Origin of the sequence: Paucilactobacillus nenjiangensis (assembly GCF_005405445.1) — a bacterium.
Classification (GTDB): Bacteria; Bacillota; Bacilli; order Lactobacillales; family Lactobacillaceae; genus Paucilactobacillus; species Paucilactobacillus nenjiangensis.
On sequence record NZ_BJEB01000051.1, the window covers coordinates 1 to 15,719 of the forward strand.

Consider the following 15,719-nt stretch of genomic DNA (forward strand, 5'->3'; position numbering starts at 1 on the left):
AATAGCCCTTCGGGCAATAAAAAAGAGCAATCCATCACGTCCTTGAAAGAACGTGTTTCCTTGCTCCGTTCCAAAAAGTATCCGCAGATACTTTTAGTTTTAATGCGAGTTGTCATCATTAATATATCGATAATAAGTCTTTAACCGTCTGTTCCACATCCGTGCTTTGCATAATCATTGAAATGCCGGAAATTCCCGCCACACCAGTTTTATCAACTGTGTCTTTAGCATTATCAGGGGTGATTCCACCGACGGCCACGATTGGAAAATTGCTATATTCCACTAATTCTTTCAATTTTTCAAATCCCATCACTGGGTCCGCATCATCTTTGGAGCCAGTTGGGAACACTGGTCCGCTTCCTAAATAGGCAATTTTTTGCAATTGATTAGCATGATCAATTTGCGCTTTAATATTACATGAATATCCCACAAACATATCATCCCCAACGGCCGCAATCACTTGTTCCACTCGTTGATCTTTTTGACCAACATGGACCCCATCGGCATGGACTTTAATGGCTAATTCATAATCATCATCAATAATCAGCGGTACATCATACTTCGTCGTCAGTTCACGGCATTGCTGTGCCAGTGTCAGACGTTCGTCCGCCGTTAACTGTGAACTACCTTTTTCACGAAATTGAAAGGCCGTTACTCCGGCGATTAATGCTTTCTCCACACGTCGCAAGTAATCATCAATATCGTGATTAACATCTTGTGTGCCCGCAATTAAATAAACGCGGAGCATTTCTGGTTTAAATTTCATTAATTTTTCCTTTTCCTGAGTTGATCTCCAGCTCATCACGTTAGTTGATAATCCCGCTTCACGCCTACCGGTTACTTTCATCACTATTGCGGCCTGCCCAGTGATTCAATGGTCCATGACCGTGCCCAACAATAATGCCGTGCCGAATCGTTTCATCGACATATTTTTTCCCAATTCGTATCGCATCCTCAACAGATTTTCCCTTGGCAAGTTCAGCCGTGATACAAGCAGATAGCGTATCTCCCGTCCCATGGGTTCGAATCGTATCCACGCGTGGAGCAGTCAACCAAAATGACGTACCATCTTCAAGTAAGACAAAGTCACTACTTTGATCATCCCCGACAAAATGGCCGCCCTTAATCATGACGTTTTTAACCCCGACGGCCTGTAATTTTTTGGCCGCAATTTCCATATCGGCTTCATCTTCAATCGACACATCCGTCAATTTTTCGGCTTCAGGTAAATTAGGGGTGGCAATCGTCGCCAATGGCAATAATTCATTTTTTACCACCGCGACTGCGTCTTCGCTTAACAACGGAGCGCCACCTTTAGCAATCATGACCGGATCGACCGTCAGGGGACCGAAATCAAACTTTTTCAAGTTTTTTACGACCGCCCGGACCCGTTCCACATCGGCTAACATCCCCGTTTTGCAGGCTTTAATGGCCAAATCCTCAGCAAGAGCTTCAAATTGTTCATCAATTATTTTGGTAGGTAACGCAAACGCATCATTGACGCCCAAGGTATTTTGCGCCGTAATCGCCACTAACACGGTCGTCGCAAACACGTGCCGTTCTTGAATCGTTTTTAAATCGGCTTGCATCCCCGCACCACCACCGCTATCGGAGCCGGCAATTGATAATGCTTGTACGAATTGTTCCATAATTATGCTTCCCTCAACTTTTCTTCAACTTGTTGACGCGTCACCAAGTGTAGTTTATCCATTAATTTAACTGAAAAGGTGCCAGGTAGTTCCCCACCAAGTTCTTCTGCCACCAGTTGGCCCGCGACTGCAAAGACGGCACAGGCCGCTTTGGCTGCTTCAAAATAATTGTCACTAACGGCAGCAAACGCGCCGACGATACTGGAAAGCATATCACCAGAACCAACATGTAATTGAAATAGTGGGGTTCCATTTTTGACTTTCGCCACCGTTTTGCCATCACTAATCACATCCGTTGGACCGGATAAAATTACCACGCAATGCTGCTTTAAGGCGCACGCTTTCGCGATGGCATCTAAATCGCCACTACCTTCACCAGCATCGATACCTTTAGCTTGCCAATCGACCCCAGCCAAGGCGGCAATTTCACCGGCATTTCCGCGAATAATATCAACTTGAAAATCAGTTAATAATTGTTCGGCGACATCTAAGCGAAATTTAATTGCTCCGACGGCAACTGGATCAATTACCAATGGCTTTTTGTATTGGTTAGCCAATTGGCCGACCCGTTTGATATGCGCGACTTGGGCGGTAGTAAAGGCCCCTAAATTAAGTGCTACGGCAGAACTGATGGCGACCATTTCTTCAGACTCAGCGATTTCTTCGGACATAATTGGTGAAGCGCCAATTGAATTAATGCCATTGGCCACGTCTTGCACCGTTACAAAATTAGAAATGTTAAACACAATTGGATTTTGCGCACGAATTTGATCTAAAAGTTCAATTTGCATGATAAATTCCTTTCTTGGTACGAAGTTGTGATAATTCAACAATCGTTTGAACCATGAGCTGAAACAAAAAAATCCTAAAGCCGCAGTGGACTTTAGGATTAATGGTAAAAATATATCAACATGTGGCATGCACTCATCGATATTTTTATTTTACACTTTCCTACGCAAGTACCAACTTACAGGTTCCAAGGGCCTTTGCTGCATAAGCAAATCTCAGTTCGTCTACGAACACCCCTAGTGTTTTCATGATTATTTAATTGTCGAATTAATTGTACTGTAAAAGTGCTTACATAACAAGCTTGACCAAAATCTCGCCAAACATTAAAATTTTTTCATTTTCCGGTTAACTCATTAAGATTTAGAGTTAACAGCGCTTTCATTCTTTTCTTTTTGAAGATTGTGAAAATATCCACTTGTATCGTGTTTCGCCTTGTATTATGATTGTTTCAATACCCAAAAGGTTATAACGAGAAAGGAAACTGATTATCAATGGAAAATGTGAATAGCATTAAAACTGGCTCTACGTATCTGAATCTTGATCGAAAGATTGCCGTCCTCAAATACAATCGAAAATATTTGAGTAACATCTTCTCTCTATTAAACAGCGATGAAATGTTACAAGTGGTCGACTGTTTCTTATCATCAACGCCTAACCATCAAACGAAAATCAATAAATTAACGAGTGCTGAATACGTGGCCGTGATTAAACGACTGTTAATTGACGATGCCACCGTTTACGACGCATTTGATGCTAAAGAAATCTTAACTAGTGTTGAAAATTTGTATTCATTCTATCGTTCATTCCTGCGCATCTCAGTCATGAATGCCACTCACAACCAAATCCTAAACACCGAATTTTTAGGAATTGATGATAAATTTAACGATCTTGTCCGTAATCTTTACCGGGCCGTGGAAGAAAAAATCCAGGGATTCCCTAATCATACGTATCGCCAAGTGAATGCCGGTACGAACGCATCCATTATGATTAAGCCTTACAAGTGGTCAATTCCCACTGAATATGAACAATTAAAATCAATTAACTTTATTGATAAAATTATGCTGCGACCACCAATGATGATGCATACACCAAGTAACAAACGGAAAGGGACTTTTTCAAGTGTCGATTACAATCCAATCGATCATTTTGATGGAAAACCGGGCGAATGGTACTGTTACCCAGCCAAAATTGGTGAAAGTTTAGCCTTTATTTACTTCAATCAAGACTACTTTGTCAGTGGTTTAGCCTTAGCCAACTTGTTTGAACTGGCTGATGAAGAACTGATTACTAACCACAAACCTGATTTGATTTTACTCTTTGGGGTCGACAAAACTGAAGGTGATGTCAGTCACTATCATTACGATGAAAGCAATGATATCTGGGTGGGTGAAGTACCTTACAATGACCAAACCACTTACTTTGGTTACATGAAGAAAATGTGTCTCACGTTGCACAACCTCCACATGATTTATCAAAACCGGTTGCCAATCCATGGTTCGATGGTCAAAATTAAGTTCTCAAATGGAAAAACTAAAACCGTGGTCTTCTTTGGCGATTCTGGTGCCGGTAAGTCTGAATCAATTGAAGCTTTGCAAGAAATTGCTGGTGAACAGATTCATGAAATGGAAACCATTTTTGATGACATGGGTAGCTTTACGCTCGACCCCAATGATCCTGAAGGCTTGTATGCCCAAGGAACTGAAATTGGTGCGTTCGTCCGGCTTGATGATTTGAGTAGCGCTGTGGCCTTTAACAACATGGACCGTGGAGTTTACCTCAATCCGGAACAAAAAAATGCCCGAGTTATTATTCCAGCGAACACCTATGACCGGGTTATCAAACGTCACCATATCGATATGTGGGTTTACGCCAATAACTATGATACTGAAATTGGCTTGCATCGTTTTGAAAAATTGGGCGATGCCAAGAAGACCTTTACGGATGGCAAACGTTTTGCTTTAGGAACCACTGATGAAGTTGGTATGAGTACCACCTTCTTTGCCAATCCATTTGGCCCGGTTCAAGAGCAAGCGCGGACCCAAACGATTATCGATGGTGTCTTTGATGTCTTATTCAAAAACAATGTTTATGTCGGTGAAATTTACACTCATCTAGGTAATGATAAATCTAAAGATAGCTTGAACCAATCAGTTCAACAAATGCTTGATACTTTAATGGATTCATAAAAATCTATGTTAAAAGAGGCACGACGCAAATTTGCGTTGTGCCTCTTTTTTGTGCGAACTTTTTAAGAAACGGTTACTTTAACTGCATTTGGGTATTGTAAAACTTGCGATAAGCTAAGTAGCACGCAATCACTGATCCAATCGCGGTTGTGGCTAACAACATAAACATCACCATGATTTGATACTTGATGGCTTTGACAGGGTCCACGCCGGCAATAATCAAACCAGACATCATTCCCGGTAAACTCACCAAACCGACCGTTTTCGCGGAATCAATTGTTGGAGACATGCCTGCCCGAACACTTTCACCTAAAATTGATTTGGAAGCTAACTTAATTTCTGCTCCTAAGGCAAGTTTTTCAATAATCTGCTGGCGCTGATCGCGAAAACTCGTATTCAAGCTGCGGTAACATAAGCCAATCGCGACCATCGTGTTACTGGCCACCATCCCGGAAAACGGAATGATTTGCGCCGGAATCATTTTCAATGAACCGGTTGCAATCAAAGTGCCAACCACGACGACGGTACTGGTTAAAATGGCAATAAACGAAATTAAAAAGACATTATCAATTCCGGGGCCGCGTTTGCGCGCGTTGTCGGCGGCATTGACAATAATAATTAAAATCATTAACACCGTCAGCGCCCAGTTATTAATTTTAAAGACATACTTCAAGACGTACCCAACTACCGTTAGTTGAATTACAGTCCGAATTACCCCGATGACAATATCTTTATTCAGGCCCAACTTTTCACGATAACTAATAAATAAAGCGACTAACACTAAACCGGTAACTAAGGTTAATGATAAGTTACTAACGACTAAATTCATTTGCCAATACTCCCCTCAATAATTTGAATCATTTTTTTGGCACTGTCGATTTCTTGTTGATCATGGGTGACTGAAATGATGGTAACTTGATCTTCATTGTGCACCGCTTGAATTAAATTCCAGACAATCGCCTTATTCTCGGCATCCAGTCCGGTCGTGATTTCATCGAGCAGTAATACTTTGGGAACATACATTAAATGACGCAGGAGGCCAATACGTTGGCGTTCGCCACCGGAGATATCAATAATTTTTTCATCCATCATGGAGGCTGGCAACTGAACTTTAGTTAACAAATCCACTGCCCGCGTTTGGTCAAATTCCACACCGCGCACTTCCGCTGGGAATTTTAAATTATCGGCCACCGTTTCTCCAAACAAGGCTGGTCGTTGCACACAATAGGAAACTTCCCGGCGATACTCAACCGGATTTAGCTCTGCAATATCCGTCTGATTATAATACAGGTTGCCCGCCGTGGCGGTCGCCATTTGCGCCATTAATAATAACACCGTACTTTTACCACTGCCGGAAGGACCCGTAATGGTTAAATAATCATTGGGTTCCACCGCTAAATCAATCGAATCTAAGATTTTTTTATCGTCAATCTGATAGTCAACTTGTTTCAATTCAATTATTGCCATGTCACTACTCCTCATTTCATTTGGTTCAATTGTATCGAACTCTGGCGACGGTGCCAAATGATTGAGCGGTGTGTTGTATTTAAACAATGGTTATCGTGACAAAATGAACAAGCTTTATCTCGCCCCTTTATGATAAATAGTGATACATTAACACCAACAAATTTGGGGAGGGGTTCCGTATGTACAAAAAAATAATTGCCGGCTTACTCAGTCTGGCGATTGCTGGCGCAATTGTCTTAGACGTCTTTTATACTTTTTTTGGCCAGCCAAAAGCGACCACGACGACGAATAAAAATAAAACGACCACCAATTCTGCTACGTCCAGTAGTACCACGGCGCCCAATCAATACCAGGATGGCACCTATACCGGAGAGGCCACTGAAACTGAATACGGTGACGTACAGCTGAAAATCAATGTCGTTGGTGGCAAGATTACCACCATTGATGTACTGAAATATCCTAATGATGAGCGTAAAAGTGAATCGATTAACGCTAAGGTCCTGCCCACCTACAAGCAAGAAGCGTTAAGTGCCCAAAGTAGTCACATCCAGCAAGTGTCTGGCGCCACCGAAACCTATAAAGGCTTCAAAGGTTCGCTTCAAGATGCTCTCAATCAAGCGGAGGATTAGCGATGAATTCAACCCTACGCAAACAAACTCGCGTGTTAAATCACATGAATGTTCCCTTTACGTTGACCTTTATGACGCCATCTGAAGTTGATGTAACCGCAGAAATTGCGACGGTTTCTCAACAAGTCGACCGATTTTTAGCCCAAGTTGATCAAAAATTTTCATCCTTCAAAGTAGATTCAGATGTCAGTCGCTTTCAACGCCACGAATTGGATTTACTCACGGCGGATGCGACTTTTCAAACTATTTATGCTTTGAGTGAGGATGCTAAACAATTTACTCAAGGTGGATTTAATGCTTACTATCACGGTTATTACGACCCGACTGGCTTAGTGAAAGGCTGGGCCATCGAAACAGCGCACCGGCGATTTTTACAACCATTACTGGGCCATCCGTGGTTCATTGCCACCGGAATCAACGGTGGTGGCGACATGCAATTAGCGACCAATGAAGATGAATTTGATTGGGAAATCGGGATTGAAAATCCGAACAACTTGCAGCAGATTCTGGCCACTTATCACCTTAATAATGGCGCGATCGCAACCTTTGGTTTTAACAAACGTGGACTGCATATCGAGCGGCCAGCCGCCAATGATTTTCGCCAATTAACCATCATTGGCGATTCGCTGACAACAGCAGATGTTTGGGCCACCGCTGGGCTAAGTATGACAGCGACAGACTTTCGAACTTTGTCTGAGTTACATCAATTGTCGGGGATGGTCGTCTATGACGATTTATCCGTCCGAGCATTTGCAGGAGGTGAGTGGTTCCATGCTCAAAAATTATAAATTTGGTAATGGCTTAGTCTGGCTTTTAATTATCTTTGTCTTACCGCTGCCCTTGTTACAGGCCACTTACTATGAACTCCCCGCCTTGTACCATGACACCTTGATGCCGATTCAATTCGCAACGTTGGCCTATATTTGGATGTTGGCCGCGATTTATTTAGCGACGCGTCCGCGGTGGTTGGACCGCTTGGTTGGGTTACCGTCAATGTATTTAGTTCACGGCATCATCAGTATTTTAGCGATTGGATTAGCATTCGTACATAAGCTCTTGCTGCCTTCGAGTGGCTGGATTAAATGGACTGGTGATTGGGGTTTGTATTTATTTATCGCGGTCGGCGTGTATTCACTGATCTTCTTAGCTGGTTGGCTCACTAATCGCGTGCCAGTTTTAAATCACCTCAAGCACTGGTTAGAAACGTTGTTCCAACATGAAATCTCAGTTTGGTTGCACCGGCTGAATTTAGTGGCGACCGCCTTGGTGATTATTCACGTCATCTTAATTCCATACATCCTGGCAATGCATAATTATATGATGTTATTTGGAGCATATACGGGAATCGTGGCGCTGAGTTATTTGGTGAGTGTTTATCGAGTGCATTTCCAACAGCCAACTGGTGAGTTAATAGAACTCGACCAGCTAGCAGACAATGTGGTGCAATTAAGCGTAAAGATGCCGCGGTTGCGGCGGCAATTTCAAACGGGGGACTTTGTCTTTATCGCCTTTCCGAATTTACCGGGGATGAAGGAACCCCATCCCTTCTCGCTAGCGAATAATCCACTGGCTGATGGTCAACTTGAATTAATTGTGCGTGGGGATGGTGATTTTACGAAATCATTGGCATCAGTACCAATTGGAACGCCAGTTAAAATATTAGGTGGCTACGGTCGTTTTCAAAATTTCATTGATGAACATCCGGGTACACAACTAGTGATGATTAGTGGTGGCATTGGTGTCGTGCCGTTATTGTCCCTTATTAACCATAACCTTGAGAAACCCATTCATATTTTTTATTCCGTCCAAAAGCAAACCGATTTCTTGCACCTAGATCAATTTGATTATTGGAACACCACTCCTAATTTTTCTAGTCAGCTGCAAGTAGGACGATTTAAGGATGCACAACTTGAAAATTATTTAACAACCATTGATATGGACCACACCGTTTCTCTCATTTCAGGGCCTGCTGCATTAGGTCAACACTGGCAACACTTTTTGAAAAAACGCAGTATTCGGGGATGGCAAATTTATTATGAAGAGTTTGGTTGGTAATTACCTTAATTGACAACCCCACTGTGACAGTCTATTCTTAACTTAAATATCTGGGGTGCCAACATGGCTGAGAAAATACCCATCGAACCTGATCCACGTAATGGTGGCGTAGGAAGTTATAGAGTGTGAGACACAACGTCTAGCTAGTGAGCACTAACAATGGAAAATTTTGAGTTTGTTTTTTAACTCATAATTTTACGAGTTAGGTGAACTAGCTGTTGTGTCGAACACGTTTCAACCACCAAAAATTCGATGCAGACCCCCAGATAAAAACAATTTCTGGAGGTCTTTTTATTTTGACAAATATTAGCAATGAATTATTTGATATTGCCCAACCGGTTTGGAATTTAAGTTACCAACATCCTTTCATTACTGAACTAGCGGCTGGTCAACTACCTATCGAAAAATTTCGGTATTATCTCAAACAAGATCGATATTATTTAGAACAGTTTGGTGATTTACATGAAAAGATTGCCGCTTTGATTGATAATCCAGCCGACAAAGACATTCTGTTAGTTGGAGCGGCCAGTATGCATGATGGTGAAACCGATATTCGTTCGACAATGTTCCAAGAAATTGGCATTACCCGAGATGAAATACAACAAACACCAATTGCCCCAACCGCGTATAGTTATGTGAACCACATGAACTACGAATTAACTAATGGCACCACCGCTTCTGCCGTAGCCGCCCTGTTGCCTTGTTACTGGTTATACAGTGAAATTGGCCATCGTCTCATTAACGAGAAGTCCCCTGTGCCAATTTATCAAGAATGGTTAGACAGCTATGCCAGCACCGAATTTGATACCGGCACTGACCAAATGATTGAACTCGTCAATCACCTCAGCGAAAATGCCGACTCTGCTGAACAAGCTTTGATTAAAGATTCCTTTTTAAAGAGTAGCAATTATGAACTGAACTTTTGGCAAATGGCTTATACGATGGAAAATTGGGCCAGCTAATTTAACAAAACCTCGTTTTTGGTTGTTTAAGGCCTCTAAAATAGAGAGCAACTTTACCAAAATGACTGTTTTGGTAAATTACAACTAGCAAAATGTAGTTCTATTTGACCAAAAACGGCAAATTGGTAAAATAGATTGTTATTTACTTCTCTGTTCAAGCGCTTACATTTTTCTTAAAATTCGCTCCTTTTTGACTAGTTAAACTAATTTGTGTGTTAAACTAGGCGGTAATCATATTAAGTTTGGAGGAATTATAACTTGCAAAGCCTTATTGACACTTATACTTTGAATAATGATGTAAAAATTCCGATCGTTGGATTTGGTACTTGGCAATCCGCTGATGGTGATATTGCGTACAAATCTGTCCAGGCCGCACTCGATGCTGGCTACCGTCACATTGATACTGCAACCGCCTACGGTAACGAAGGCAGTGTTGGCAAAGCAATTAAAGATAGTGACGTCGATCGTCATGATATTTTCTTAACCACAAAGCTTTGGAATGATGATCATGGCTACGAAGCAACTCAAAAAGCTATCGATAATTCTTTAAAAAGTTTAGAAACGGATTACGTTGATTTGTACTTAATTCATTGGCCCAACCCCGTCAAGTTCCGTGACAATTGGGAACAAATGAATGCCGAAAGTTGGCAAGCAATGGAAGAAGCCTACAAAGCGGGTAAAGTTCGTGCGATTGGCGTGTCTAACTTCCGTCCACACCATTTAGCCTCACTTATGAAAACTGCCACGATTACACCGGCGGTTAATCAAAACTACCTTAATCCCTGTGACTTACAACCTGAAGTCACCCATGCAAATGAACAATACAATATTTTAAATGAAGCTTATAGTCCTTTAGGTACCGGTGAACTCCTGTCAGTTCAATTACTCCGTGACCTTGGTGAAAAATATGGCCATAGTTCTGCACAATTAATGCTCCGTTGGTCATTGCAACACGGCTTCTTACCACTTCCTAAATCAACTCATGCTGAACGTATTCAACATAACACCGGCATTTTTGATTTCACAATTGATGATGATGACATGAAGGCCATCGATGGACTACATGGTACTACACGTGTAGCTGACGATCCTGATTTAGTTAATTTCTAAAATTTAAAAAATGAGCTGTCTGATTATAATAATCGGGCAGCTCATTTGATATTTATATGAAAAAGTAACTCAATAACTCATTGTCCAAATGCATACCAACAGATCATACCAACAAGGCCAAATATCGCCCACCAATACCTTGCTAACCATTCCCAGCCATTATTGATTGGTTTATAATTCCATTCACGCCAGCGATGATTTTCATGCCAATCTTTATCAGCTGCATCTTGTTCAAAAAATTTTTTTACCCCATTATTATTGCTAACTTTAGGTTGAACCCCAAGAACTAATTCATCTAATCCGACGTTCAACACCTGAGCCAACATGACCAAATTATTCATATCGGGAACTGAGTCACCATTTTCCCATTTAGAAATTGATTGTCGCGATAAAAATAATTTTTCTGCTAATTCATCCTGAGAAATCTTTTTGGCCTTACGTAATCCAACCAATTTATTTGAAAACTGTGTTCCCTCTTTTACCATCTTAACTACCCCCATTAATTTATAGATTAATTATAGCAAAGGCTCGATTCTCTGGCCCGCACTTATCAACCATAATGCACTTTACATTTGCGCAACTGGGAGTTGCAAGCCGAGCAGTGTCAGCATTCGTAAGCAAATATTTTTAATTGTTAATTTGTTCATAAAGAATATCCATAGTTACCAAAAGCTCGTTATCATTTACGTTTACAAACGTTGATATAGCAGTGGCTTTTATGATTTGATTGTCATTAATATTCATTTATTAGCAATCTAGGAATGACTAACGGTATACTTGAAACCATTAAAACAAAGTCTTTTCCTGGCAAGCCTAGATAACTTAACACTAGTATAGTTAGCCTTTTATCTATGACAAAATAGGACATTTCCAAAATTGGGGATGTCCTTTTGTATTATTTATATCATTTTGATAAAACAACTTGATATTTTGTTTTTAAATGGTTTGGGTATAGTCCTCCTATATCTCCACTTAAATATCAAATGTTCCATTCTGACCTGGGGTTAAAATTTTTACGACTCCTTGTGGTAATTTTGTCACCAAGTCGTCTGGATTTTGCTGAATCTCTGGAAAAGTATTGTAATGAATAGGTACAACATATTTGGCGTTGAGACGTGTGGCACAAATCGCTGCTTCCGCTGGCCCCATTGTGAAGCGACCACCGATGGGTAGAAAGGCCACATCAATATCAAATGCCTTACCGAAAATGGCCATATCACCAAAATTAGAGGTATCTCCAGCAAAAAAGATAGTTTTATTATCCGCTTTAATTAAAAATCCTGCCGCATCCCCCGCATACTCAAGTTTTCCATCGATGATGATACTCGAAGAATGTTGAGCGTGCATCATTTTAACAAACCCAAATGGAAGGTTAGCACTTCAACCCAGATTGATTGGATAAGTGATGGCACTTTCCTTTTCGGCATAATAAGTTAATTCCGGTACCGCAATAATAGGAGCTTTATTTTTCTTAGACAAGGTAATCATGTCCCCGTTGTGGTGGGCATGTCCATGAGAAACAAAGATAAAATCGACGGGGTAATCCACTGTAATATCCGTTTGTGGGTTATTGGTGATGAATGGATCAAAAATTAAATGTAATCCATTTTGCAATTGTAGTTCCACACATGAATGTCCGTGATAGATAATTTTCATAGCAAATCCTCCAGTCTAAAGTGTCTGAATTGTTCGGGAATGATAATACCAGCGTTTACCAACTAAAATTAATTCGTGATTTACCGCCACTATGTTAACAATTTTATTGTGACTTGGATCAATAATTAGCATCTTAGTTGTGGCATAAGCTTCATTTTGTGTTATCGATGTAATAACCGAATTTAAGGTAAGATGAATTGATTCCGCGGGCTCGTTTCCCCAGGTTTGATGTAAAAAAGTATTCATTTGATCAAGTGAAATCGTTGATTTATCTGGCAAAATAATGGTACCGTTCGGAGTAAATAAATCTAAGTATTGTTCATAATTTCTCTGACTTGCGAGCTCATCAGCTTTAACTAAGAACGCTGAAACTTCAATAAATGCATTACTATCCATACGCTTCCCCCTCCGACGTAATTGTATGCGAAAAGCCAGCAGATTTATAATTTAAAAACCCATCTGGTTACACACCTTCTTTTTACTCAGGTTCAATAAGTCAGTTCTTTCACTTAACTCCAATCCATTAATCATGCTCCTCCAGACAAATTACTCACCTAATCTCAAATTGTCACTATCCATAACCCGGATAATGTCAATTTTTTGATTATTGCTCGTAATCTACCCGTCTGGTTACACACCTTCCTTCTTCTGTGTTATACTCACTGTTGGCTCAAAAAGAGCTAAATGTAAAAACGCCTTTGTAGAACGAATAGGAAGAAAAAATGAAAACATATAATGATCGCACCAAAAGTAATGCAGTTAACATGGAAGTTGGAACAAGATTTCCATTAACTATCAAACAAATCGGAATTAATGGCGAAGGGATTGGCTATTATAAACACAAGATTGTCTTTATCCCCAACGCTTTACCCGAAGAATTAGTCACCGCTGAAGCTACTGAAGTGACTGACCGCTATATTCGTGCCAAGATTCACACCATGCGTCGCGAAAGCCAACACCGAGTTCCTACTCGGGACAGTTACGCTGAAGAAGTTGGTGGTTTTGAACTTGAGCACCTATCTTACCCACAACAATTAAAATTCAAACGTGACCTCGTCATGCAATCACTTGAAAAATTTAAGCCACGTGGTTATAACAAATACCAAATCCGTGCCACTCTCGGCATGGAAAATCCTTACGAATACCGTAACAAGGCCCAATTCCAAATCCGTATTATTGATGGTCACGTCGCCGCCGGACTCTTTAAACCCGGGAGCCATGATCTCGTCGATTTAGAAGAATGTTCCGTTCAAATGCCTGCGACTATGAAGGTCATGCGTGCCTTAGTTCAAATGATTGAAGACCTTGAAATCCCAGTTTACGATGAAGAAGCCAACTCCGGCATCATCAAAACAATCGCTGTTCGGGTCGCTAACGAAACTGGAAACGTCCAGGTAACTTTCATCACGAACTCACCTAAATTGCCTAAAAAACGTGACTTATTAGCTCGTATGGCTGAAGAATTACCTGAAGTGACTTCCGTAATGCAAAACATCAACAAGGGAAAAGGTCCATTGATTTGGGGTGACGAAACTGTTCACTTAGCCGGATCAACTGCCATCACTGAAAAAATCGGTGACTTGCAATTCCGCTTGTCAGCTCGTGCGTTCCTTCAATTAAATCCACAACAAACTGACGTTTTATATGCGGAAACTAAACATGCCTTGCGTGTTAACAAACACGACACTTTAGTCGATGCCTACGCCGGAATTGGTACAATTGGGCTATCCCTGGCGACTAAAGTCAAGCAAGTTGTTGGTATGGAAGTGATTGAAGATGCTGTCAAAGATGCTAACTTTAACGCCGCATTAAATGGTATCGACAACGCCCAATACGAAGTTGGAACTGCTGAAGAAATCATGCCTAAGTGGCTTGAACAAGGCCTTCAAGTCGACGCGATGGTTGTGGATCCTCCCCGTGCCGGTCTTGATGAAAAATTAATGGAACAAATTTTACTCGCTGATCCTGAAAAATTTGTCTACGTCTCATGTAACCCATCAACCCTTGCTCGCGACTTAGTAACACTTACTGAACGCTATAACGTTGAATACATGCAACCAGTTGATATGATGCCTCAAACTCCTAAGTGTGAAGTAGTCGTTAAATTGGTGAGAAACTAAGATTAGAGTGTTTCTCAAAGCGATTAGCTTCGGAGCATTTAACAAGAAATAATGTGAATCGATTTGCACTTTAATCGGTTTGCATTATTTTTAGTTAAGTGACGAAGTTGCTTTGAGAAGCCGATTTAATTAGTTTGAGAACAACCACGGTCAGTTTTAAATGACGAAGTTGACAGGTGAAGCACATTTCAAAAGACGTTATACCAAAACAGCATCCCCCTTAATAGGAAGATGCTGTTTTGTTACCTCGTGTTTTTAACAATCAAAATTGCCATTTTCTGTAATCACAACCAAATGGTTAATGAATTCTTTCACTTCTTTGGCAGAAATAGTACTTAAATTACTCATCCAACCTTCCATTATTCCAACAATCGCTCGAAAGGCCAGTTCTGCATGGATTGGATTGCCACCATCCATTGCGTTGCGGATTGTAAATGTATAATGAAGAATATCAACAAGGATCTCAAGCATGATGATACGCACTTAAATATTTCATCTGCGGGGACACAAAATATGATGATTACCGGAGTTTCTAATATGACTGCCAACCATGGCCTGATTATTGTCCTCGGATTAGCCATCATCGCCGTTGTCTTGTTATTGCTCTACCATAAGATTAGATTGGCAATTTTGCCACTGTTCCCAATTACGATTGTGCTTGGTCTATCTCCATTGACCTTGCATTTGCTCGGTGAATCTTACAATCCACTGACAATTGCCTTAAGTTCCTTAGTCTTAGGAATTGGAACAGAATTTACCATTCTGATTTTGGAACGATTCCACGAAGAACAGCGACTCGGGAAACCGGTCCAAGATTCGATGGTTTCAGCCGTTAGTAACGTTGGCCAAGCAATCACTGCCTCTGGTCTAACCGTTGTTGGTGGGTTCGCAGCGCTAATCTTCGTCAACTTCCCCGTAATTAGCTCATTTGGACTAATTACTGTCCTAGACACGCTCTACTCATTAATTTCGGCGCTAACAATTTTGCCAGCCATTACAGCTTTGTTATACTCAAAAGCTGTGAACTACTCCGGGAATAAATTCCCGGGCTTCTAGGAACACCGCATACTTGCCTATCACTCTTTGAATGATACGT

18 protein-coding genes and 2 riboswitches are annotated in these 15,719 nt (G+C 41.0%); of the genes, 8 read left to right on the forward strand and 10 right to left on the reverse strand.

Going from position 1 to position 15,719, the window contains the following annotated elements; translation table 11 throughout:
- Window positions 1–118 precede the first annotated feature (118 nt).
- From thiE to thiM, 3 genes are all read right to left on the reverse strand, one after another.
- Window positions 119–766, reverse strand: a complete 648-nt coding sequence (gene thiE / locus FFM59_RS07580; RefSeq protein ID WP_137602452.1) for a thiamine phosphate synthase — start codon at window positions 764–766, stop codon at window positions 119–121.
- 64 nt (window positions 767–830) lie between these two features.
- Window positions 831–1,649: a bifunctional hydroxymethylpyrimidine kinase/phosphomethylpyrimidine kinase gene (gene thiD, locus FFM59_RS07585; RefSeq protein WP_371858089.1), complete on the reverse strand. Its 819-nt coding sequence runs from the start codon at window positions 1,647–1,649 to the stop codon at window positions 831–833.
- A 2-nt stretch (window positions 1,650–1,651) separates the two neighbouring features.
- A complete protein-coding gene (thiM, locus tag FFM59_RS07590) occupies window positions 1,652–2,440 on the reverse strand; it encodes a hydroxyethylthiazole kinase (protein WP_137602439.1) in 789 nt (262 codons plus the stop codon).
- Window positions 2,441–2,580: 140 nt separating this feature from the next.
- Window positions 2,581–2,686, reverse strand: a riboswitch (TPP riboswitch).
- 243 nt (window positions 2,687–2,929) lie between these two features.
- On the opposite strand from thiM, the gene FFM59_RS07595 reads away from it, so the two are divergent.
- The gene (locus FFM59_RS07595; protein ID WP_137602440.1) at window positions 2,930–4,624 is read left to right on the forward strand and encodes a phosphoenolpyruvate carboxykinase (ATP); all 1,695 of its coding nucleotides are present in this window, start codon (window positions 2,930–2,932) and stop codon (window positions 4,622–4,624) included.
- 73 nt (window positions 4,625–4,697) lie between these two features.
- On the opposite strand, the gene FFM59_RS07600 is transcribed toward FFM59_RS07595, so the two are convergent.
- Window positions 4,698–5,453: an ABC transporter permease gene (locus tag FFM59_RS07600; RefSeq protein ID WP_137602441.1), complete on the reverse strand. Its 756-nt coding sequence runs from the start codon at window positions 5,451–5,453 to the stop codon at window positions 4,698–4,700.
- A complete protein-coding gene (locus FFM59_RS07605) occupies window positions 5,450–6,091 on the reverse strand; it encodes an ABC transporter ATP-binding protein (protein WP_137602442.1) in 642 nt (213 codons plus the stop codon). The genes FFM59_RS07600 and FFM59_RS07605 overlap by 4 nt, the downstream gene beginning before the upstream one ends.
- A 179-nt stretch (window positions 6,092–6,270) precedes the next feature.
- Between FFM59_RS07605 and FFM59_RS07610 the strand changes: the two genes are divergently transcribed.
- The 5 genes from FFM59_RS07610 (at window position 6,271) to FFM59_RS07630 (ending at window position 10,847) form a co-directional block, all read left to right on the forward strand.
- On the forward strand, window positions 6,271–6,720 hold the full coding sequence (locus FFM59_RS07610; RefSeq protein WP_137602443.1) for an FMN-binding protein: 450 nt from the start codon (window positions 6,271–6,273) through the stop codon (window positions 6,718–6,720).
- 2 nt (window positions 6,721–6,722) lie between these two features.
- Window positions 6,723–7,508 carry an FAD:protein FMN transferase gene (locus tag FFM59_RS07615; RefSeq protein ID WP_137602444.1) on the forward strand — a complete coding sequence of 262 codons (786 nt, stop codon included), beginning with the start codon at window positions 6,723–6,725 and terminating at the stop codon, window positions 7,506–7,508.
- Window positions 7,492–8,775, forward strand: coding sequence for an FAD-binding oxidoreductase (locus FFM59_RS07620; protein WP_170175961.1), 1,284 nt, complete (start codon window positions 7,492–7,494; stop codon window positions 8,773–8,775). The genes FFM59_RS07615 and FFM59_RS07620 overlap by 17 nt, the downstream gene beginning before the upstream one ends.
- Window positions 8,776–8,816: 41 nt before the next feature.
- A riboswitch (TPP riboswitch) is annotated at window positions 8,817–8,907 on the forward strand.
- Window positions 8,908–9,071: 164 nt separating this feature from the next.
- Entirely contained in the window at window positions 9,072–9,737 is a 666-nt protein-coding gene (gene tenA / locus FFM59_RS07625) for a thiaminase II (RefSeq protein WP_137602446.1), read from the forward strand.
- A gap of 258 nt (window positions 9,738–9,995) precedes the next feature.
- The gene (locus FFM59_RS07630; RefSeq protein WP_137602447.1) at window positions 9,996–10,847 is read left to right on the forward strand and encodes an aldo/keto reductase; all 852 of its coding nucleotides are present in this window, start codon (window positions 9,996–9,998) and stop codon (window positions 10,845–10,847) included.
- 77 nt (window positions 10,848–10,924) lie between these two features.
- On the opposite strand, the gene FFM59_RS07635 is transcribed toward FFM59_RS07630, so the two are convergent.
- The 4 genes from FFM59_RS07635 to FFM59_RS07645 all read right to left on the reverse strand — a co-directional run bounded on the left by FFM59_RS07635 (window position 10,925) and on the right by FFM59_RS07645 (window position 12,899).
- Entirely contained in the window at window positions 10,925–11,332 is a 408-nt protein-coding gene (locus FFM59_RS07635) for a helix-turn-helix domain-containing protein (RefSeq protein WP_137602448.1), read from the reverse strand.
- Between the two features lie 487 nt (window positions 11,333–11,819).
- A complete protein-coding gene (locus FFM59_RS10330) occupies window positions 11,820–12,197 on the reverse strand; it encodes an MBL fold metallo-hydrolase (RefSeq protein ID WP_307722426.1) in 378 nt (125 codons plus the stop codon).
- A 30-nt stretch (window positions 12,198–12,227) separates the two neighbouring features.
- Complete coding sequence (locus tag FFM59_RS10335) at window positions 12,228–12,503, reverse strand: MBL fold metallo-hydrolase (protein WP_307722427.1); 276 nt, start codon at window positions 12,501–12,503, stop codon at window positions 12,228–12,230.
- A gap of 15 nt (window positions 12,504–12,518) precedes the next feature.
- Window positions 12,519–12,899 carry a nuclear transport factor 2 family protein gene (locus tag FFM59_RS07645; RefSeq protein ID WP_137602449.1) on the reverse strand — a complete coding sequence of 127 codons (381 nt, stop codon included), beginning with the start codon at window positions 12,897–12,899 and terminating at the stop codon, window positions 12,519–12,521.
- 326 nt (window positions 12,900–13,225) lie between these two features.
- Between FFM59_RS07645 and rlmD the strand changes: the two genes are divergently transcribed.
- Window positions 13,226–14,623 (forward strand): 23S rRNA (uracil(1939)-C(5))-methyltransferase RlmD, encoded by a 1,398-nt coding sequence (gene rlmD, locus FFM59_RS07650; RefSeq protein WP_137602450.1) that lies wholly within the window; start codon window positions 13,226–13,228, stop codon window positions 14,621–14,623.
- Between the two features lie 255 nt (window positions 14,624–14,878).
- Here rlmD and FFM59_RS10045 read toward each other — a convergent pair whose 3' ends face one another.
- Window positions 14,879–15,040: a hypothetical protein gene (locus FFM59_RS10045; RefSeq protein WP_170175962.1), complete on the reverse strand. Its 162-nt coding sequence runs from the start codon at window positions 15,038–15,040 to the stop codon at window positions 14,879–14,881.
- A gap of 24 nt (window positions 15,041–15,064) precedes the next feature.
- On the opposite strand from FFM59_RS10045, the gene FFM59_RS07655 reads away from it, so the two are divergent.
- Window positions 15,065–15,679 (forward strand): MMPL family transporter, encoded by a 615-nt coding sequence (locus FFM59_RS07655; RefSeq protein WP_225420329.1) that lies wholly within the window; start codon window positions 15,065–15,067, stop codon window positions 15,677–15,679.
- Window positions 15,680–15,719 lie beyond the last annotated feature (40 nt).

Bases quoted from the DNA above. Each gene is read 5' to 3' on its own strand.
- FFM59_RS10335 (WP_307722427.1), bottom strand. From the start codon at position 12,503: ATGAAAATTATCTATCACGGACATTCATGTGTGGAACTACAATTGCAA.
- FFM59_RS07615 (WP_137602444.1), top strand. From the start codon at position 6,723: ATGAATTCAACCCTACGCAAACAAACTCGCGTGTTAAATCACATGAAT.
- rlmD (WP_137602450.1), top strand. From the start codon at position 13,226: ATGAAAACATATAATGATCGCACCAAAAGTAATGCAGTTAACATGGAA.
- FFM59_RS10045 (WP_170175962.1), bottom strand. From the start codon at position 15,040: ATGGATGGTGGCAATCCAATCCATGCAGAACTGGCCTTTCGAGCGATT.
- FFM59_RS07620 (WP_170175961.1), top strand. From the start codon at position 7,492: ATGCTCAAAAATTATAAATTTGGTAATGGCTTAGTCTGGCTTTTAATT.
- FFM59_RS07595 (WP_137602440.1), top strand. From the start codon at position 2,930: ATGGAAAATGTGAATAGCATTAAAACTGGCTCTACGTATCTGAATCTT.
- thiM (WP_137602439.1), bottom strand. From the start codon at position 2,440: ATGCAAATTGAACTTTTAGATCAAATTCGTGCGCAAAATCCAATTGTG.
- FFM59_RS07655 (WP_225420329.1), top strand. From the start codon at position 15,065: ATGAAGAATATCAACAAGGATCTCAAGCATGATGATACGCACTTAAAT.
- FFM59_RS07645 (WP_137602449.1), bottom strand. From the start codon at position 12,899: ATGGATAGTAATGCATTTATTGAAGTTTCAGCGTTCTTAGTTAAAGCT.
- thiD (WP_371858089.1), bottom strand. From the start codon at position 1,649: ATGGAACAATTCGTACAAGCATTATCAATTGCCGGCTCCGATAGCGGT.
- thiE (WP_137602452.1), bottom strand. From the start codon at position 766: ATGAAATTTAAACCAGAAATGCTCCGCGTTTATTTAATTGCGGGCACA.
- FFM59_RS07635 (WP_137602448.1), bottom strand. From the start codon at position 11,332: ATGGTAAAAGAGGGAACACAGTTTTCAAATAAATTGGTTGGATTACGT.
- FFM59_RS07605 (WP_137602442.1), bottom strand. From the start codon at position 6,091: ATGGCAATAATTGAATTGAAACAAGTTGACTATCAGATTGACGATAAA.
- FFM59_RS10330 (WP_307722426.1), bottom strand. From the start codon at position 12,197: ATGATGCACGCTCAACATTCTTCGAGTATCATCATCGATGGAAAACTT.
- FFM59_RS07610 (WP_137602443.1), top strand. From the start codon at position 6,271: ATGTACAAAAAAATAATTGCCGGCTTACTCAGTCTGGCGATTGCTGGC.
- FFM59_RS07600 (WP_137602441.1), bottom strand. From the start codon at position 5,453: ATGAATTTAGTCGTTAGTAACTTATCATTAACCTTAGTTACCGGTTTA.